14 protein-coding genes and 1 pseudogene are annotated in these 18,961 nt (G+C 72.3%); 5 read left to right on the forward strand and 10 right to left on the reverse strand.

The window, feature by feature from the left end:
- The first annotated feature begins 38 nt into the window (after window positions 1-38).
- Both ABT342_RS27045 and bla read left to right on the forward strand, forming a co-directional pair.
- On the forward strand, window positions 39-1,028 hold the full coding sequence (locus tag ABT342_RS27045; RefSeq protein WP_351579107.1) for a 2OG-Fe(II) oxygenase family protein: 990 nt from the start codon (window positions 39-41) through the stop codon (window positions 1,026-1,028).
- 66 nt (window positions 1,029-1,094) lie between these two features.
- A complete protein-coding gene (bla, locus tag ABT342_RS27050; RefSeq protein WP_502965626.1) occupies window positions 1,095-2,048 on the forward strand; it encodes a class A beta-lactamase in 954 nt (317 codons plus the stop codon).
- 39 nt (window positions 2,049-2,087) lie between these two features.
- On the opposite strand, the pseudogene ABT342_RS27055 reads toward bla, so the two are convergent.
- The 4 genes and pseudogenes from ABT342_RS27055 to ABT342_RS27070 form a co-directional block, all read right to left on the reverse strand.
- A pseudogene (locus ABT342_RS27055) lies at window positions 2,088-2,278 on the reverse strand (diaminopimelate decarboxylase); the annotation flags it as partial.
- A 17-nt stretch (window positions 2,279-2,295) separates the two neighbouring features.
- Window positions 2,296-2,622, reverse strand: a complete 327-nt coding sequence (locus ABT342_RS27060; RefSeq protein ID WP_502965624.1) for an SAV_915 family protein — start codon at window positions 2,620-2,622, stop codon at window positions 2,296-2,298.
- Window positions 2,623-2,657: 35 nt separating this feature from the next.
- Window positions 2,658-3,485 (reverse strand): pentapeptide repeat-containing protein, encoded by an 828-nt coding sequence (locus ABT342_RS27065; protein ID WP_351579114.1) that lies wholly within the window; start codon window positions 3,483-3,485, stop codon window positions 2,658-2,660.
- Between the two features lie 128 nt (window positions 3,486-3,613).
- Window positions 3,614-4,849: a cytochrome P450 family protein gene (locus ABT342_RS27070; RefSeq protein ID WP_351579117.1), complete on the reverse strand. Its 1,236-nt coding sequence runs from the start codon at window positions 4,847-4,849 to the stop codon at window positions 3,614-3,616.
- Window positions 4,850-5,065: 216 nt separating this feature from the next.
- Here ABT342_RS27070 and ABT342_RS27075 point away from each other — a divergent pair, with 216 nt between their 5' ends.
- Genes ABT342_RS27075 through ABT342_RS27085 form a run of 3 tightly spaced genes read left to right on the forward strand, consistent with a single transcriptional unit; the run spans window position 5,066 to window position 7,627 of the window.
- On the forward strand, window positions 5,066-5,362 hold the full coding sequence (locus tag ABT342_RS27075; RefSeq protein WP_351579120.1) for a hypothetical protein: 297 nt from the start codon (window positions 5,066-5,068) through the stop codon (window positions 5,360-5,362).
- Window positions 5,356-5,958, forward strand: coding sequence for an RNA polymerase sigma factor (locus ABT342_RS27080; protein ID WP_351579123.1), 603 nt, complete (start codon window positions 5,356-5,358; stop codon window positions 5,956-5,958). Before ABT342_RS27075 ends, ABT342_RS27080 begins: the two co-directional genes overlap by 7 nt.
- A 1-nt stretch (window position 5,959) precedes the next feature.
- Window positions 5,960-7,627, forward strand: a complete 1,668-nt coding sequence (locus ABT342_RS27085) for an IclR family transcriptional regulator domain-containing protein (RefSeq protein ID WP_351579126.1) — start codon at window positions 5,960-5,962, stop codon at window positions 7,625-7,627.
- Between the two features lie 80 nt (window positions 7,628-7,707).
- Here the strand turns inward: ABT342_RS27085 and ABT342_RS27090 are convergent, their stop codons facing one another.
- The 6 genes from ABT342_RS27090 to ABT342_RS27115 form a co-directional block, all read right to left on the reverse strand.
- The gene (locus ABT342_RS27090; RefSeq protein ID WP_502965625.1) at window positions 7,708-11,601 is read right to left on the reverse strand and encodes an nSTAND1 domain-containing NTPase; all 3,894 of its coding nucleotides are present in this window, start codon (window positions 11,599-11,601) and stop codon (window positions 7,708-7,710) included.
- Between the two features lie 196 nt (window positions 11,602-11,797).
- Window positions 11,798-12,160: a hypothetical protein gene (locus ABT342_RS27095; RefSeq protein ID WP_351579132.1), complete on the reverse strand. Its 363-nt coding sequence runs from the start codon at window positions 12,158-12,160 to the stop codon at window positions 11,798-11,800.
- Window positions 12,161-12,328: 168 nt separating this feature from the next.
- A complete protein-coding gene (locus ABT342_RS27100) occupies window positions 12,329-13,522 on the reverse strand; it encodes a cytochrome P450 family protein (protein WP_351579135.1) in 1,194 nt (397 codons plus the stop codon).
- A gap of 111 nt (window positions 13,523-13,633) precedes the next feature.
- Entirely contained in the window at window positions 13,634-14,644 is a 1,011-nt protein-coding gene (locus tag ABT342_RS27105; RefSeq protein WP_351579138.1) for a glutathione S-transferase family protein, read from the reverse strand.
- Window positions 14,645-14,855: 211 nt separating this feature from the next.
- Window positions 14,856-16,916 (reverse strand): phosphocholine-specific phospholipase C, encoded by a 2,061-nt coding sequence (locus tag ABT342_RS27110; RefSeq protein WP_351579141.1) that lies wholly within the window; start codon window positions 16,914-16,916, stop codon window positions 14,856-14,858.
- Window positions 16,917-17,148: 232 nt separating this feature from the next.
- The gene (locus ABT342_RS27115) at window positions 17,149-18,951 is read right to left on the reverse strand and encodes an alpha/beta fold hydrolase (protein WP_351579144.1); all 1,803 of its coding nucleotides are present in this window, start codon (window positions 18,949-18,951) and stop codon (window positions 17,149-17,151) included.
- Window positions 18,952-18,961: the final 10 nt, after the last annotated feature.

Consider the following 18,961-nt stretch of genomic DNA (forward strand, 5'->3'; position numbering starts at 1 on the left):
CCAGCGCCAGCGCTGGGTGCCGAGTCCATGGAGGTCTCATGCCAGTTCTGATGCCGTCGGCGGAAGTTCCGACCATCGACATCTCGCCGCTCTTCGGCGATGACCCGAACGGGAAGGCGCGCGTCGCGCAGGAGATCAACAAGGCGTGCCGGGGCTCCGGCTTCTTCTACGCGTCCCACCACGGCGTGGACGTGAAACTGCTCCAGGACGTGGTCAACGAGTTCCACCGGACCATGACCGACGAGGAGAAGCACGACCTCGCGATCAACGCGTACAACAAGAACAACCCGCACGTGCGCAACGGCTACTACAAGGCGATCAAGGGGAAGAAGGCCGTCGAGTCCTTCTGCTACCTCAACCCGCTGTTCGGCGACGACCATCCGATGATCAAGTCGGAGACGCCGATGCACGAGGTGAACATCTGGCCGGACGAGGACCGGCACCCGCGGTTCCGGCCCTTCTGCGAGCAGTACTACAAGGAGATGTTCCGGCTCTCCAAGGGGATCATGCGCGGGCTCGCGCTGGCCCTGGGCAAGCCCGAGCACTTCTTCGACGCCGGGCTCGGGGAGGCCGACACGCTCTCCTCCGTGTCGCTGATCCGCTATCCCTACCTGGAGGACTACCCGCCGGTGAAGACGGGCCCGGACGGCACGAAGCTGAGCTTCGAGGACCACCTGGACGTGTCGATGATCACCGTGCTGTACCAGACCCAGGTGCAGAACCTCCAGGTCGAGACGGTGGACGGCTGGCAGGACCTGCCGACGTCCGAGGAGAACTTCCTGGTGAACTGCGGCACCTACATGGGCCACATCACGAACGACTACTTCCCGGCCCCGAACCACCGCGTGAAGTTCGTCAACGCGGAGCGGCTGTCCCTGCCCTTCTTCCTCAACGCGGGACACAACAGCGTGATCGAGCCCTTCGCGCCCGAGGGCATGGACGGAAAGAAGCTCAACCCGCCGGTCTCGTACGGCGAATACCTGCAGCACGGGCTGCGCGCGCTGATCGTCAAGAACGGCCAGACCTGAGGCCGAACCGCCGAGAGGACCGGTGACCCGGATCGGCACGAGACTGCGCATAAGGTGTGATCCATGCTGCGTACTCGTGCCCGGCGCGCCGTACTTGGCGCCCTCGCCGCGCTTGCCGTCCTCCCGCTGACGGCCTGCGGTCACGGCGGATCCCCGGCCTCGTCCTCCCCGTCGTCCGCCGTGTCGGCCTCGTCGTCCCCGCTCGCGGCGGCGACGGGGCCGGGCACGGCGGTGAAGTCGTTCGACCGCGACTTCACGGAGCTCGAGCGGAAGTTCGACGCACGGCTGGGTGTCTACGCGGTCGACACCGGCACCGGGCGCGAGGTGGCCTACAACGACGGTGAGCGGTTCGCCTACGCCTCCACGTTCAAGGCACTGGCCGCCGGAGCCGTGCTGCGCAAGTACTCCCTGAGCGGGATGGACCGGGTGATCACGTACTCCCGGGACGATCTGGTCGCCCACTCCCCGGTGACCGAACAGCACGTCGGGACCGGGATGAGCCTCGGCGCACTGTGCGACGCCGCCGTCCGCCTCGGCGACAACACCGCGGGCAACCTGCTCTTCGACCAACTGGGCGGCCCCCGGGGCCTGGACGCCGCACTCGAGGAGCTCGGCGACGACGTCACCCGCATGGAGCGCCGCGAGACGCAGCTGAACGAATGGTCCCCCGGCTCCACGCGCGACACGAGCACGCCGCGCGCCCTGGCCACGGACCTGCGGGCGTACGTCCTCGGCGACGTCCTCGGCGAGGGCGAACGCGCGCAGCTCACGAAGTGGCTGCGGAGCAGCACCACCGGCACCGAGCTCATCAAGGCCGGCATGCCCAAGGACTCGGTGGTCGGCGACAGGACCGGGGCAGGGAGCACCTACGGCATCCGCAACGACATCGCCGTGGTGTGGCCCCGTGACGGCGCCCCCGTCGTCGTCGCGATCATGTCGAACGGCACCAAGGAGGACGCCGAGCACAACAACCGACTGGTCGCGGAAGCGGCCTCCGTGGTCGCCGAGGCGCTGCTGTAGGCCTCAGGGGCCTGTGTCGCGGCGGCTCGTGTCGTCGAGCCGATGGCGGGCGGGCACGATGGCGGCCGGCCGGGCGATCCCGGAGGTGCTGTCGACGACGATACGGCCGACGCCGAGGCGGACGCCGGAGTCCAGGTCGTCCGGGCTCTTGGCGTCGCCGTGCATGACGATCTTTTGACGGCCAGGGCCGGCTCACCGGCGGAGCAGACGTCCAGGCCCAGGCCCTCTTCCCTTCATGGTGGCCCCCTCAGCCGCGCAGCAGGGTCAGGCACGCGACAACGGCAGCGGCACCGATCACCCGCAGGGTGCCGATGTGCTGCGTGTCCCGGTCGCGCCGGGATTCCTCGCGTGCACGGTTCCCACGGCCCTTGGCCGGCGCCGTCGCGGAGAACTGCGGGTCGACGGTGACCGTCGTGACGCCCAGCGGCGCGGTGAGCGCGCGCAGCGCGGGCTCGGAGAGCCTGATGCGGGGCTGGTCCTCGCCCAGCGTGGCGGAGAGCCTCTCCGCAGAGGTGAAACCGACGGCGCTGCGGCCACCCGGAGGGGTGCGGAACAGACGGGCTGAGCAGCCCACGGGTCTGACGGGGCAGTCCGGAGCCTTCCTCTGGATCAGGCCGCCCAGTGGTCCGGGCGCTGGAGGGTCGCCGGGATCCTGGTCGTGCGGTCGCCCCGGGCGGCGTTGAGCTGGGGCTGGGTGAGGAACAGCGCGCCGGTCAGGTCGGCGCCGCACAGGTTCGCGTCGCGCAGGTCGGCGCCGATGAGGTCGGCGGTGCGCAGGTCGGCGCCGGAGAGGTCGGCGCCGATCAGATAGGCGCCGCGCAGGCTGGCGCCGCGCAGCTTGGCGCCCCGCAGGCGGGCTCCCATGAGGTCGGCGCCGCGGTGGTTCTTCTTGCGGCCCGGCACCTCGGCGCGGGCGAGCTCACTGGCGCGCAGCAGCAGCTCGTTGACCTCGCCGCGCAGGGCCGGCACGTCCACGGCGAGGAGGGTCCCGGCGCTGTCGCGGGTCAGGGCGTCGATACGGTCGTAGGCGCGTCGCAGGTCCTTCGCGACGGGCCGGGCCGCCGTGAGGTCCATCGCCTCGGCGGCGTAGCGCAGCAGCTCGTGCAGCTGCCGCATGACCGGGAAGACCTCGTACATCGTGCGGGCCGACGCGGGCTCCTCGCGCCAGCTGCGGCCCTTGAAGGTGACCTGGGAGACCTTCTGGCCGGCTCCGAAGCAGTCGAAGACCGTGCAGCCGTTGTAGCCGCTGTCGCGCAGCCGCTCGTGGATCCTGCAGCGGAAGTCGTCCTGGAGGTTGCCGCACGGGGTGCCCGCGGCCTTGTTCGCGGCGAAATCGGCCGAGCGTGCGAAGGGCAGTGCCACGCAGCAGAGGCCGGAGCAGTTCCCGCAGTCGGCCTGCAGGTCGGGGTGGGCGGCGTGCGGGATGTGCTGGGGCAAGACGGTGCGCTCCTGGTGCGGCGGGGGCGGGCGGGTTCCGCCTTCTGCCCCCGCAACAGCGTCCTATCGTATACCGTGCGGTAGGTCTAGACCACTTGTCGATCGGCGTGGAATGCGGTCCGGAACCGTCACCAGGCCGCGGGGCCGAGGAGGACCGGAAGCTCCTGGTGGCCGTTGCTGATCAGTGAGGGGCCGGGCCGGAGCTCTTCGGCGGCCACCGCGAGTTCGATCCGCGGGAACCGGCTGAAGAGTGCTTCGAGCGCGGCGACGACCTCGAGGCGGGCGAGCGGGGCGCCGAGGCAGAAGTGGACGCCGTAGCCGAAGGAGAGGTGCTCCTTGGCGACCCGCGTGACGTCGAACTCATCGGCGTCGGGGCCGTGCCAGTCGGGGTGGCGGTTGGCCGCGGCGTAGGAGGCGAGGATCGCCTCGCCCCTGGCGATGGTCCGGCCGTCGGGCAGGGGGATGTCGGCGACGGCGAAGCGCAGGGGCAGGTGCTTGACGGCCGGCTCGTGGCGCAGGGTCTCCTCGACGACGTCGTTCCAGCCGACGCGGCCCGCGCGGACGTGATCGAGCTGGTCGGGGTGGGTGAGCAGCGCGGTGACGGCCTGGTCGATGACGTTGACCGTGGTCTCGTAGCCGGCGCTGATCATGAGCAGGAGCGTGTCGCGCAGTTCGTCCTCGGTCAGTGCCGACCCGTCGCCGTCCTCGTCGCGCGCGGCGATGAGCAGGGACGTCATGTCGTCGCCGGGCTCCTTGCGCTTGGCGGCGACGAGGTCGCCCAGGAGGCCGTAGAGCCGCGCGGTGTTCGCGGCGGCCTGGTCGGAGCTGAGCGTGGTGTCGAAGACGTTGTCGACGAGGGCGCGGAAGTCCGTGTGCGCGCTGTCGGGCAGGCCCATGAGATGGCCGATGACCGCGATGGGCAGCGGGTGGGCGAGGGCCTCGCGCAGGTCCGCGGGCTCGCCGGGCGGGGTGGCGGCCAGGCCGTCGAGGAGGCGGGTGACGATGTCGTCGACGGTCGTCTTCAGCGCGGCGACGCGCCGGGCGCTGAACGCGGGGGCGACCATGCGGCGCAGCCGTCGGTGGTCCTTGCCGAAGGCGGTGAACATGTTGTTCACCGCGACCCACAGGGCGAGCGGCCACGTCGGAACGACGGCGTCGAACTCGGGCCAGTGGCGGCGGGCGTCCTTGGACACGTCCGGGCTGGTGAGCAACTCCTTGAGCAGGGTGGGATCGGTGATGGACCACGCCTGGACGCCGAGGATGTCGACGCGGGCCGCCACCCCCTGTGCGCGCAGCAGCCGGTGCTCGGTGTGCCGGTCGGCGCCGGCGGGGTCAAGGACGAACGGCGCGGTCGGCTGGGCCACGGTGATCTCCTCAGGGGGGTGGGGGGAAGGTCGACGGCCAAGCCTACTGGGCCGATCAGCATGCGCATCTGGCCGAACAAGGCACGTAACAAAGGCGCCTGACTTTTGATCAGTTGCGGACTGTACTGATCCGCTGTTAATTTCCGGCCCCCGTGATGCGTCAGTGGGTGACGGCGCGTTCAGCGTCGCCCTCTACGGAAGATCGGGAGTCCTCGCATGACGTCGTCCTGGGAGTGGGTCGGGTACGTCCCGGCCGCATGGAGCGCGGTCCACGCGCTGGGCGCCGTGTGGCGCCGGTCCTGGGCGCCCGGTTCGCGCGGGCGGTCGGCCCGCCGTACGCCGGCGGGCGAGCCCGCCGAAGCGGGCGGCACCGGGGTGCCGGGGCACCGGCCGTGTGGCTGCGCGCCGGCGTGGGTCGTCCGGTACGAGGCCGCGGACGGCAGTGTGCTGACCGTGTGGGCCGAGAGGCCGGACCCGGCGGCAGCGTGCCGCGAGGAGCCTGGTCTGTGGTAGGCGAGGGATCGTCCGGCGACGCGCTGCGACTGGAGGGCGGGGTCGGGCAGAGGCTGCTGGACATCTACCCGGCCTATCTGGACCAGGCGCCGCGCATCCTGCGCATGCGCTTTCCCGGCATGTCGCTGATGCAGTGTCAGGATGTCGCCCAGGAGGCCTTCCTGAGGACCGCCCGCAAGTGCCTGGAGCGGCACATCGGTCCGGGTCCCAACCTGATGGGCTATCTGCTGGTGGCGGCCCGCAACCTGGCCGTCGACCGGCTCCGCGAGGACCGCGTACAGCTGGTCGGGATCGAGGTCCTGGACCGGCTGAAGGCCCAGCGCGCGGCGCGGCTCGCCGAGGACCGTCATGTGCTGCGGGACGTCGTGATCGCCGCGATCGAGGAGATGGACGACACCCAGCGCCGCCGCGTCGTGGACCTGCAGAGCCGTGGGCGCACCGACGCGGAGATCGCGGATGAGCTCGGGATCTCGCTGGAACAGCTCCGGGTGCAGCGTCACAGGGCCATTGTGGAGCTGAAGCGCAAGCTCCGTGGGCATATTCACCGGGGATGGCGGAACACACAGCGTTGCGGGGAAAAGGAATCAGGTGAGTGATGTGAGCAGGTACGACGGCCACCGCGGCAGGCGCCCGGAGCCGGCGGTTCCAGCGGGGCTCACCGAATTGCTGTCGCGGCTGGAGGGCCCGCCGGACTTCTGGGACCGGCCCCGCGGGGACTGGGGCGCACCGCCGACCGGGGACGGAGAGGTCTGGCGCGAGGAGCGGGCCCACGCCAACTCCTGCTACCGGCTGGGATCCAAAGCGCTGCGCCGGGGTGAACTGAGCGCGGCGGCGGACTGGCTCGGCAGGGCCGGCGAGCAGGAGCATCCCGGAGCGCTTTTCCGCCTCGGTGTCGTGATGCACCGTCAGTGCGGCGACGACGGCGGGGAGGACGTCCTCTTCCTGGTGGTGGAGGCGGCGCGGCTCGGACACGGCGACGCCCGCGTCCTGCTCGAGGAGAGGGCCGCGGGGCCCGGATACGAAGCCGCCGCTGCCGGGCCGGTGACGGTGCAGGACCCGGAGTTCGTCGATGAGATCCGCGCCGCCATCGGCATCCCGGGCACCCCCGTCGCGACCGTACCGGGCCGTTGCCCCGTGCCCGGACCCCGGCGGGCGGGCGAGGACCGGCCGCACCACGGGACCGGCCCCGCCGCGGGCACCGGCGAGGCGCGCGCCGACGACGCCACGGCCTCGGAGGAGGAACCCGACCCCGGACAGGAGTGGTGCACGACACCGGAAGCCGGCCACACCGCCGGCCTGCCCAACGCGCCGGGACAGAGCAGGCTGTGGTCGCCGGCCCCGATGCGCCCCGCGTCCCTGACCGACATGGCCCGGCAGGTCCCCGAGGAGCCCCGCCCGGTGGAGCGCTGGGAGTCGGCGCTGCGGGTCCTGGACGTGCTGGGCACCATCGCGGACGCGGACCGCCCGATCAGCGCGGAGCAGATCTCCCGGGCGACGAGCCTTCCCCACCAGGTCCTGGAGCGGCTGCTGCTCTGGCTGTGCGAGCAGGGCCTGGCCAGCTCGCTGATCGACGGCGGCTACACCGCCGGCCCGGTCCTGCGCATGATGTCCGGGCGCGAGGCCGAGGCGCCCCAGCAGGTCCTCCAGCAGGCCCTGACCGGACTGCGGGACGCCGTCGGCGCGGCCGTGTACGTGAGCAGCTACACCGACGGGGAGGTGAAGATCTCCCAGTACGCGGACGGGCCCACCACACCCAAAGTGCACGAGTGGGTCGACTTCCGGGCCTCGGCGCATGCCAGCGCCGTCGGCAAGAGCCTGCTCGCCCAGCTCGATTTCGAGGGGCGCATGGACCACCTGTCGCGCCGCAGGGCCGTGCGGCTCACGTCGCGGACCATCACCGACCACCACGCGCTGTTCCGTGCCCTCGACGGGCCCGGACCCCAGGCGGCGCAGTTCGACCTGCTGGAGTACTCCACGAGCTCGGTGTGCGTGGCGGTGCCGCTCGGCATCGCGGGCCAGGCCGGATGCGTGGCCCTGTCGCTGCCGGTGACGCAGCGCCACCGGCTGGTGGAGGCGGCCCGGATCCTCAGCAGCCGCTCGGCGGGCCTCCTGCTGTCCCTCCTCCTGGCCGCGGGCCCGGCGGTCCGCGAACCCGCCACGCAGAGCGCGGACGGTCTCGTCTTCCCGCACCCCGCGCTGTTCGAGCCGCCCACGCTGGAGCATCCCGCTCCGCGCATCCGGCACCTGGTCAGCAGCGGCCGCTGACCCGCCCGGTCCCGCGCCGGTGGCCGCACCCCCGAGGCGGCCACCGGCGCGGGCGGCGCGCGGCGACGGCGCCGCCGGGGTCAGCGACGGCCGCAGGCGGTGCCGGGGGAGACGGGGACACCGGGCACGAGCGTCCCGCGCTCCCTCGGGCCGATGCTCGTGCGCAGCCGGCAGATCTCCGCCAGCCGCGCCCTGACGTCCAGGTTCCACAGCCGTACGGTGCCGTCGTTGCTGCTGCTGGCCACCGACCGCCCGTCGGGGGAGAAGGCGATGCCCCACACCGAGTTCGTATGGCCCGTCAACGCGGCCCACAGCCGGTGCCCGGCCACGTCCCACAGCCGTACCGTACGGTCGTTGCCGCTGCTCGCCAGCGTCCTGCCGTCGGGGGAGAAGGCGATGCCCCGCGCGGAGCCGGTGTGGCCCGTCAGCGCCGCCACGGGGCGCCGCCGCCCGGTGTCCCACAGCCGTACGGTGCCGTCGTTGCCGCTGCTCGCGAGGGTCCGCCCGTCCGGGCTGAACGCCACACCCCGCACCGCGCCCGTATGCCCGGCGAGCGTGGCGGGCGGGCGGCGTCCGGCGACGTCCCACAGCCGTACGGTCAGATCGTCCCCGGCGCTCGCCAGGGTCCGCCCGTCGGGGCTGAACACGACGTCGTTGGCGAAGTCCGTGTGGCCGGTGAGGGTGGTGAGCGGGCGGCGTGCGGCCACGTCCCACAGCCGTACGGTGCCGTCGGATCCCGCCGAGGCGAGCGTGCGTCCGTCCGGGGCGAAGGCCACCGAGAACACGATCTCGCGGTGACCCGCGAGGGTGGTGAGCGGGCGGCGTGCGGCCACGTCCCACAGCCGTACGGTGCCGTCGGATCCCGCCGAGGCGAGCGTGCGCCCGCCCGGGGCGAAGGCCACCGAGAACACCGTCTCGCGGTGACCCGTGAACGTCGCCAGGACCCGGCGCCCCGCCACGTCCCACAGCCGCACCGTGCGATCGCCGTCGGCGGTGGCCAGGAGCTTCCCGTCCGGGCTGTACGCGGCCTGCCAGACCTCGGTGAACGGACGCGACGTCAGCACCGAACCCCGCAGGTCCCAGAGCACCACGGACTGGTCGAACCCGCCGGTGGCCAGCACCGTTCCGCCGGAGTCCACGGCCACCGCGAGCACGTAGTCGGTGTGGCCGGCGAGGGTCGCGGTCGGCCGACCGCCGCGCACGTCCCACAGCCGGGTCGTGCCGTCGCCGCCCGCGCTGACGACCGTCGTGCCGTCGGGCGTGTAGGCGACCGCGTTGACGTCGTCGCTGTGGCCGGTCAGCGTCGCGGTCGTCCGGCGGCTCGCCACGTCCCACAGCCGTACGGTCCGGTCCACACCCCCGGCGGCGAGGGTCCGCCCGTCCGGAGCGAACGCCGCCCCCAGCACCTCGTCGGTGTGCCCCTCGAGCATGCCGAGCGGACGGGCACGTACCGCGTCCCACAGCCGAACGGTCCCGTCGGAACCGGCCGAGAGGAGGGTCCGGCCGTCCGGGGCGTACGCCAGGGCGTTGACCCGCCCGGCGTGGCCGGTGAGTGACGCGACGGCCCGGTGGCCCGGCGCGGTGTCCCAGAGCTGGACCGTACCGTCGGTGGCCGCGGTGGCCATCGTCCGTCCACGCGGGTCGAAAGCGACCGCCCGCGCGCCCTTCGTGCGCGCGGGAAGAACCGCCGCCGCACGGCGCCCTGCGGTGTCCCAGAGCCGTACGGGCCCGTCCGTGGAGGTCGCCGCGAGGGTGCGGCCGTCGGGGCTGAAGGCCACGGAGCGTACCCGCCCGGGGACGGTGAACGTCGCGGTCGTCCGACGGTCGGCCACCCGCCGCAGCATCACCTTCCCGTCCGAACCGGCCGTCGCCAGCAGCCGGTTCCCCGGCGCGAAGGCCACCGCGTTGACCGCCCCGCGGTGCCCGCCGAGCCGGGCGGAGAAGGGCTGCGCCTGCGTGCTCAGGAGGGCCCCGCGCGCCTCGGTCGTCGCCTCCGTGCGGTACGCCTCCTCGGCGAGCAGCATCGATGCCTCCGGCTGACCCGAGGCCAGGGACGTCGACTGCACGGCGAAGGCCCGCGAGAGGGCGACCCGCTCCTGGGCGAGCGCGCCTTCACGCTGCTGGTGGGCCAGGCCTCCGGCGCCCAGGGCGACGAGCAGCAGGACGACGAGCGTGGCCAGTATCCACTGCCGCACCCGGACCTGACGCCTCGCCAGCCTCTCCCGGCCGGCCTCCTCGGCCTGGCTCGCCCGGAGGAACGCCTCTTCCTGAGGGCTCAGCCGGCTCCAGCCGTCGAGCTCGTCGGCCCATGAACGGACCGTGTCCAGCCGGGTGCCACGGTAGAGAACCGACGGATCGCGGCCCTCGCGCTCCCATTCCCCCGCGGCGTGGGCCAGCTGCTGGTGTATCAGCAGTCCGGCCCGGTCCGCGTGGATCCAGCCGTGCAGCCGTGGCCAGGCATGGAGGAGTGCCTCATGCGTGATCTCGACCGTGTCACTGTCCATGGTGATCAGCCGGGCCCGTACGAAGGCGTCGAGCGCGGCCCCGGCACCGTCCGCACCGCCCAGCTGCTCCATCAGGGCGGTCCGGCTCATCCGGCGCCGCGTCGCCCCGGTGCCGTCGGCGACATGGACCAGCCGCACCAGGATGCGACGGATCGTCCGCTGCTCGGCCGGGTACAGACGGGCGAACACGTTCTCGGCCGTACGCGCGATCGCCCCCTGGATACCCCCGATGTGCTCGTACCCGGCGACGGTCAGCGTGGCGCCCTCGCGCCGCTGCCAGGTGGCCAGCAGCGCGTGGGACACCAGCGGCAGCACACCGGACGGTGTCCGGCCACCCGCCGCCGAGGGGTCCACCGAGCCGGGATCGTCGCGCAGTCCGGCATCGCGCAGGAGCAGGGGGACCAGCCCCGGTTCGAGCGTGACGCCGGCGAGCTCCGCCGGACGCGTGATCGACTCCCGCAGCTCCGCCACGGACATCGGGCGCAGCACGAACAGCCCGTCGGTGAAGACCGAGGCCAGCTCGGGGAGGTCGAGACAGCTCCCCGAGAAGTCGGCCCGCACGCCGAGCACCACGACGGCGGGATCGTGCCCGCCCGCCGCCGGGTGGGAGGTGGCCACCGCGCGGAGCACACGGACGAAGTCCCGCCGCTCGTCCTCGTCGGAGCAGAGGGTGAACAGCTCTTCGAACTGGTCGATGAGCAGCACCGGCCGGACGGGCGGAGGCCGCCGGACCGAGGGTCCCGGCGGGGTGTCGTGGTGGAGCCGCTGGACCGCTTCGAGCAGGGATTCCGGCCGGTCCCGCAACTGCCCCGCGGTGAGGCCGAGATCGCTGCCCAGGACCTTCGCGGCGCAGTCCAGTAGCTCGTCCAGCGGATGCGCGGAGGGCGTGAAGGTCACCACCGGCCAGGTGTCGGCGCCCGGCATCGGGAACCCGCCGCGGCGCCGGAGAGCCGGTACGAGACCGGCGTTGAGCAGGGACGACTTCCCGGCGCCCGACGGGGCGACCAGCATCAGCGGCCCGGTCCCGATCCGCTCGAAGACCCGCTCGGCCAGCGCGGCCGTCGCGTGCTCACGGCCGAAGAACCATCCCGCGTCCTGCGGGGTGAAGGCCGAAAGACCCCGGTAGGGACATTCCCCGTCCGACTGCGATCCGGGCGCGTCGTCGGCCCCGGCCCCGGCCCCGGAGGCGGAGCCGGGTGCCGGGGCCTGCCGGACGACCAGCCGCAGCAGTTCCCCCTCCGCCCGCAGCACCTGGTCGCAGCGGCGCGCCACGTCGACGGTCACGCGCTTCACGCCGGTCTCGATCTTGCTCAGATAGCCCTTGCTGTAGTGCGTCTGCCGGGCCAGGTCGGCCAGGGACAGCCCACGCCGGGTCCGAAGACGTCTCAGCTGGGCGGGAAAGGACACCGTGGCGGTGTCGGGAGCATCGTGCTGGTGATCGGTCGTCCGTCCGCGGTCCGGATCCCCCAAAGCATCCCCCATGGCAAAGCGCGCCCAGGCTGAATGACGGCAGATGCCCAGGCTACAGCGGGGATCGGACGGACCATCAGGCTTCGCGTCCGGTGTCACGCGGACGGGGGTACCTTCCTCCGGTGTCACGCGGACGGGGTACCTTCCGGAGCCGCGGAATCGCGGCTCCGGAAGTCGGCCCCACGCAGGGAGGTGGTCAGGGCCGGTACAGGGTGATCGAGTTGATCGGCGTCAGGTCGGCGTACACGCCGGTGTCCGCGGCGATCCGCTCGCCGCAGCCCGACCCGCCCGAGCCGGTGCACAGGGCAGCGGTCGCTCCGCCGGTCTGGTTGTTGAGAACCCAGTGGTTGCCGAACTGGTTGCTCAGGTTGTGGGCTCCGTAGCTGTAGAAGATGTCGCTGGGCTTCTGTGCCGGGTCCTGGTCCTGCGGGTAGATGCAGACCGCCCCGTCCGGGCATCCGGCCCAGTCGGCCGGCTTGGCCTCGGCCGCGCCGCCGAACGCCAGGACCGCCGCGACCGTGGTCGTGAGCGCGGCGAAGCCGTGGAACACCTTGCGCATGATTCCCCCTTGCGGGTCTTGCTTCGTGCTGACGGCTCCAGCCTTGCCCGGGGCTCCCACCGGGGTCCACGGGTTGCCCGTTGCCCGTCGGGTGAGCGGCCGGGAAACCCTCTGTGAGCAGGGGTTTTACGGGACCACGGGCAACCCGGCCATGCTCCCGCCACTCGCTCAGGCCGGTGAGAACCGGACCGGCAACGCGACCAGTCCGCGGGCCCGCATCGACGGCCGCCAGCGCAGCTCGTCGCGCGGCACGTCCAGCTCCAGGGCGGGGAACCGTCGCAGCAGCGTGTTCACGGCGATCTGCGTTTCCAGCCGTGCCAGAGGGGCGCCCACGCAGTAGTGGATTCCGTGGCCGAGAGCCACGTGCCCACCGTCCCGCCTTCCCAGGTCGAGGCGGTCGGGATCGGGGAACTGGCCGGGGTCGCGATTGGCGGAGGCCAGCGACAGCATCACGGTCTCCCCGGCCGGAATCGTCACCCCGTCGATCTCCATGTCCTCGACGGGGAAGCGGCGGATGGCGAGGGCCGCCGGGCCGTCGTAGCGGGCGAACTCCTCCACGGCGGCTTCGATCACGGCCGGGGCGTCGCGCAGCGCGGCCAGCTGCTCCGGGTGGTCGAGAAGGGCCAGTACGGCGGTGCCGATGAGTTGCACCGTGTTCTCGTAGCCGGCGAACAGGATGAGGAAGGCGAGTGAGGTCAGCTCGTCCTCGGTGAGCTCGTCCTCGTCGTCGCGCACTCTGATCAGATCGGTCAGCAGGTCGTCGCCGGGCATGCGGCGCTTGTCGGCGATCAGCCGGGGGAAGTACGACAGCATGGCGGCCACGGCACGCTTCGCGGCGCTCGGATTCTCCGGATCCGGGGCGACCAGCGCATCGGTCCAGTCCCGGAAGTTCGGGCGGGAGTCCTGCGGCACACCCAGCAGATCGCAGATGACCGTGATGGGCAGCGGCGCGGCGAAGTCGGCAACGAGGTCGGCGTGTCCTCGGCCGGCCACGTCGTCCAGCAAGCGGTCGGCCAGGGCCTGAATGCCCGAGCGCATCCGCTCGACCCGTCCGGCCGTGAAGGCTTTGGTGACGAGGCGCCTGATGCGGGTGTGGTCCGGCGGGTCCATGTTCAGCAGGTTGGCGTCGAGGACCGGGGGTAGCGAGAAGCCGCGGTAATTGCCGGGAAGCCGATGTGTCTTGTCCAGGGAGAGCCGCGGGTCGGCGAGCAGTCGCCGCACGTCGGCGTAGCGGGTGACGATCCACACGGGCAGCCCGTCCGGCCCGGTGACGCGATGCACCGGTCCGGCCTCCCGAAGCCGGGCATACGACGCGTGGGGGTCGGAGACCAGTGCGGGCAGGTCGGTATACGCAGTAGCCATGATCGGCAGCCTAAGCCGCCGGTACGCGACCGGGGTCGCACACGAGCTCGACGGCGGAACGCGATCGAGCCGATCGAGCCGACCGGGCCGACCGGGGCTGACCCTGCCGACTCAGGGGGACAGCGGCGTATGACCGGCCGGCACCGCTTCCTCGGGCGCCGTCGGCAGGGGTGGCGTGCCGTCGCCGAACGGCCGCCCGCCCAGCGCCGCACGGTCATGAGGATCGAGCCAACGCGACAGGTCCGGTCCGACCGGCACGATCCCGGTCGGATTGATGTCGCGGTGCACCCGGTAGTAGTGCTGTTTGATGTGGTCGAAATCGACCGTGTCGCCGAATCCGGGGGTCTGGAACAGGTCTCGCGCGTACGCCCACAGCACCGGCATCTCGGACAGCTTCCGCCGGTTGCACTTGAAGTGACCGTGGTAGACGGCATCGAAGCGCACCAAGGTCGTGAACAGCCGCACATCGGCCTCGGTGATCGTGTCGCCGACGAGGTAGCGGGAGCCTTCGAGGCGCTCGGCGAGCCGGTCCAGCTGGGCGAACAGGCGCTCGTACGCCTCGGCGTAGGACTTCTGCGACCCGGCGAACCCGGCCCGGTAGACCCCGTTGTTCACGTCCTTGTAGATCACCTCGTTCACCGCGTCCATCTCCGACCGCAGCTCGGGCGGGTAGAGCGCCGGCGCACCGTCACGGTGATACGGCGTCCACTCCAGGGACATGTCGATCGTGATCTGCGGAAAGTCATTGGTGACGACCATGCCCGTCGGCACGTCGACGATCGCCGGCACCGTGATCCCGCGGTCGTAGCCGGGATCGCGGGCGAGGTACGCCTCCTGGAGCCGTTCGATGCCGAGCACCGGGTCGCGGCCGCCCGGGTCGAGGTCGAACCTCCAGCTGCGCTCGTCGTGCGTCGGCCCGGCGATGGCCATCGGCAGGGCACGCTCCAGCCCGAGGAGCCGCCGCACGATCACCGCCCGGCTCGCCCACGGACAGGCACGGCTCACCACCAGGCGATAACGGCCGGGCTCGACGGGGAAGCCGTCCCGCCCGTCGGCGGTCACCCGGGTGGTGAGGTAGCGGATGTCGCGCGAGTACTCCCCGCCGGGACTCACGTAGCTCATCTCGTCGCTCCCTGACAGCGTTCGCCGACAATGCCAGAGTGCCATGTCGCCCTCCGCGTACGGAGCCGTTCGCCGGGTGCCCGGACACGCCCACCCGGGGAAAGCAATGGCCCGATGCCGGGTGCGCCGCAAGCGGGCACCGCGCACGCGCCGCCCCGGGCACCTGGTGGTGCCGGCGCGGCGCGTGGCGGAACGGATCGACGGGCGAGGCTCAGGCCGTGAGGATGCCCGGGTCGGACACGCCCGCGGCGCCGGTCTCGACGTGGCCCGCGAGGCGGCGGAGGAAGTCGGCCGGGGTGGTGGAGGTGATCGTCACGTCGTACCAGTTGCCGCAGGAGCGCAGGTCGACGGAGTGCGTGACGGTCGCGCCCCTGCGGACCGTGAAGGTCTGGGGGGCGCCGCCGTAGGCGTTGGTGACGGTGAGGTGGGCGTCGGCGGTGCCGGCGTTGGTGAAGGTCAGGTCGAGGTTGCCGGTCGTCGCGTTGTGGCGGGCGGTGACCTCGGGCCCCGCCGTCTTGCCGGGGTTGCGGAAGCGGCGCAGGAATCCGTTCGGACCGTGCACCGTCAGGTCCGTGACGCCCTTCGAGTACTGCGCGTTCCAGCTGTCCGCGATCGACTTGCCCGCCTCGGTCGTGTACGTCCAGGGCGCGTCGGTGCGGTTCGCCGAGGTCACGTAGAACTGGGCACCGGCCGTCGGGCCACCGCTGAAGGTGAGCCGGTACCTGCCGGCGGCGATGTCGGCGGAACCGTCCACGTACGGCGCGTACGCCAGCGGGCGGGTGGGCTTGCCGCCCGGCTCCTGCCGGGGCATCGTGCCGACGGCCGGGGCGGTGGGCCGGAAGTCGGGGTGGCGCTCGCGGTCCGGCGGGTAGTACCCGGCGGTCGGCGGCAGTTCGGCCGGCGTGGTCTGCGTACGCGCGAAGTCGAACGCGGAGGTCAGGTCGCCGCAGACGGCGCGGCGCCAGGGGGAGATGTTGGGCTCCCGCACGCCGAACCGTTGCTCCATGAAGCGGATGACCGAGGTGTGGTCGAAGGTCTCGGAGCAGGTGTAGCCGCCGGTGCTCCAGGGGGAGACGACGAGCATGGGCACACGGGGGCCGAGGCCGTACGGTCCCGCGACGTAACCCGTCTTGCCGGGGAAGTGGTCGAGCGCGGTCGGGGTCGTCGACAGGCCCTGGGCCGTACCGGACGGCGCGTACGGCGGCACGACGTGGTCGAAGAAGCCGTCGTTCTCGTCGTACGTGATGAACAGGGCGGTACGGGCCCACACCTCGGGGTTCGACGTCAGTGCGTCCAGGACCTGCGAGATGTACCAGGCGCCGTAGTTGGACGGCCAGTTCGAGTGCTCGGAGAAGGCCTCGGGGGCGGCGATCCAGGAGACCTGGGGCAGCCGTCCCGCCTGGACGTCGGCGCGGAGGATGTCGAAGAAGCCGTCGCCCTTCGACGCGTCGGTGCCGGTGCGGGCCTTGTCGTACAGCGGATTGCCGGGCTGGGCGGACCGGTACGTGTTGAAGTACAGCAGGGAGTTGTCGCCGTAGTTGCCGCGATAGGCGTCGTTGATCCAGCCCCAGGAGCCGGCGGCGTCGAGGCCGTCGCCGATGTCCTGGTAGACCTTCCAGGAGATCCCGGCCGCCTCCAGGCGCTCGGGGTAGGTGGTCCACCCGTACCCGGCCTCGGCGTTGTTGAGGACCGGTCCGCCGCCCGTACCGTCGTTGCCGGTGTGGCCCGTCCACAGGTAGTAGCGGTTCGGGTCGGTGGAGCCGATGAAGGAACAGTGGTACGCGTCGCAGATGGTGAAGGCGTCGGCGAGCGCGTAGTGGAAGGGGATGTCCTCGCGGGTCAGGTACGCCATGGTGGTGGCGGTCTTCGCGGGCACCCACTGGTCGTACTTGCCCTGGTTGAACGCCTTCTGGCCGCCGGCCCAGTCGTGGTTGAGGCCCTGGAGGAACTCCATGCCGAGGTCGTCGCCCGGCGGCCGGAACGGCAGGGTCACCTTCTTGTTCCCGTCCGCCTGGTTCCAGACGGACTTGCCGCTGGGCAGGGTGACGGGGCGGGGGTCGCCGAAGCCCCGTACGCCCTTCATCGCACCGAAGTAGTGGTCGAAGGAACGATTCTCCTGCATCAGGACGACGATGTGCTCGACGTCCTGAAGCGTGCCGGTGGCTCCTTGGGCCGGGATGGCGGCCGCCCGGGCGATGCTGTCGGACAGCATCGTGAGCGCGGTGGCGCCCCCGGCGAGCTGGAGGAAGCGGCGGCGGTTGAGTTCTGCCATGGGTGGGTGACCTCTGCAGGCGAGAAGGGGAGGCGAGGGGCGACCCAAGGACAGCGTGCGCGGGGGATCGCCCGGCGGACGTTCTATGACTGCCCGCCGTACGTCAGGCGAACGCCCGGCGCCGCCCCTGATTCCGCTCGCCTCCGACGGCCGTTGCCTCCGCCTTGATTGGCCTCCGGCGGCCGCTGTCCCCGCCTCGATCAGCCTCCGACGGCCGCCGTTTCCGCCTCGATCAGGCCTCCGACGGCCGTTGCCTGCACCCTGATTGGCCGCCGAAGGCCGCCGCCTGCACCTCGATGATCGCGAGCGTCGCCGCGGCCGGGTCATCCGCGGAGGCCTGATCGGCGAGGAGGCGTGCCACCGCTTCGGGGTCGGTGAGCTGCGGGTAGTGCCCGGCGGCCGGGACGGTCACGGTCGGCAGGGACACCCGGACGGCCAGCGGGTCGGATTCACCGGCCACGACGGTGACGGGCACCCGTACCTGTCCCAGTGCCTCCCGCAGCGACGCGCTGTCGGCACGTGCCGCGCGAAGCGCCGTCATCACCCGCCGGGCCGCGCCCGGTCGGTGCAGTGCCGTCGCCGCGCTGTGGACGGCGGGTCCCAGAGGGACGCCGAGGGTGTCGGCGAGCCGGGCGGGGGACATCCGCCGCAGGGCCATGGCGGTGACCCGGGCCGGTCGCCGAGGGGCAGGGCTGTTCTGCAGGAAGGCGGGTGCGATCAGGACCAGGCCGCGGATCCGGTCGGGGTGACGCAGCGCGTAGCGCAGGGCCGGGCCGCACGCGAGGGAGTGGGCCGTCAGGAGCGGGCGGCCGGTGACGGGTTCCATGAGGTCCGCGAGCCAGTCGTCCGTCGTCGCGGCGGTGGCGCCGGAGCGGCCGAGGCCGGGCAGGTCCGCCGCCAGGGTCCGGGCTTCGAGGTGCCGGGTCACGTCCGTCCAGGAGTCGGCGTCCAGCGGCAGCCCGTGCAGCAGCACGTGCTCGGGCGAGCGCCGGTCCCCGACGAGCCAGGTGCGGCTGCCGGCGATCTCGTGGAAGCCGTGCGGCTGCCGCGGGGCGCTCGCAGCGCCGAAGCGGGTGGCGACCAGGTGGTCCGCCCAGTCGCGCAGGGCCTGCTGGACGGGCGGCATGCGCAGTTGGTGGGCAGCGGCGAACGCGGAGGCGGACGCGGTGGGGTAGCGGTCGGTCGAGAGGAAGGAGAAGGTCTCGGGGTCCGCCCCCGTGAGGGCGCGGGGCAGCAACCGCAGCAGTGGTACGGGAATGTGCCCGCGGGGCGGACGTACGCCGGTGTGCGCGGCGACGAGCCGGAGGAGGGCGGGGAGTTCGGGCGTGGCGTCGTCGAGCACCCAGTAGTCCTGGCCGGCGGCGCCGGGGTCTTCGGGGAGCGCGGCGAGGAAGCGGGCGAAGTGGTCGAGGGTGACGACGGGAAGGAAGGTGCCGGGGCCGCCGGGGACGGCGGGCAGCCGTCCGTGCCACAGGTCGCTCACGATCGACGCGAGGCCGATGAACTGGCCATGGCCTATGACGCTGGCCGGGTTGGCGACGGTCAGTGGCACCCCCAGTTCGGCGGCGCGGCGGCGTACGGCGGTGTCACCCTCTTGCTTCGAGGCCTCGTACGCGCCGAGCCGCCGGTAGTCGGGGGTGTCGCTCTTCGCGCCGACGCGGTATCCGCTGAGATGGACGAGTCGCCGGGGGGAGTTCCTGGCCGCGGTCCACTCGAGCACGTTGAGCGCTCCGGTGACGTTGACGGCGCGGGCGTCGGCGGGGTCGAGGCCGAAGGCGAAGCGCGCCGCGCAGTTGTAGACGTCACGGACGTCGGGCAGATCGCCGGGCGGAAGGCCGAGTCCGGGTTCGGTGATGTCGGCGGTGACGACGCGCAGGTTCGTGGTGTCGGCGCCCGCGCCGGCGAGCCATGAGGTCAACGGGGCGGCGGAGCCCCGCACCGCGGCCGCCACGTGCCGGCCTTGGCCCAGCAGTTCCGCGACGAGCGCGCGCCCGATGAATCCGGCGGCGCCCAGGACGAGGGAGTCGGTGCTCACAGAGAATGAC

It is taken from the genome of Streptomyces sp. NPDC000410 (genome assembly GCF_040300305.1).
Lineage (GTDB): Bacteria > Actinomycetota > Actinomycetes > Streptomycetales > Streptomycetaceae > Streptomyces.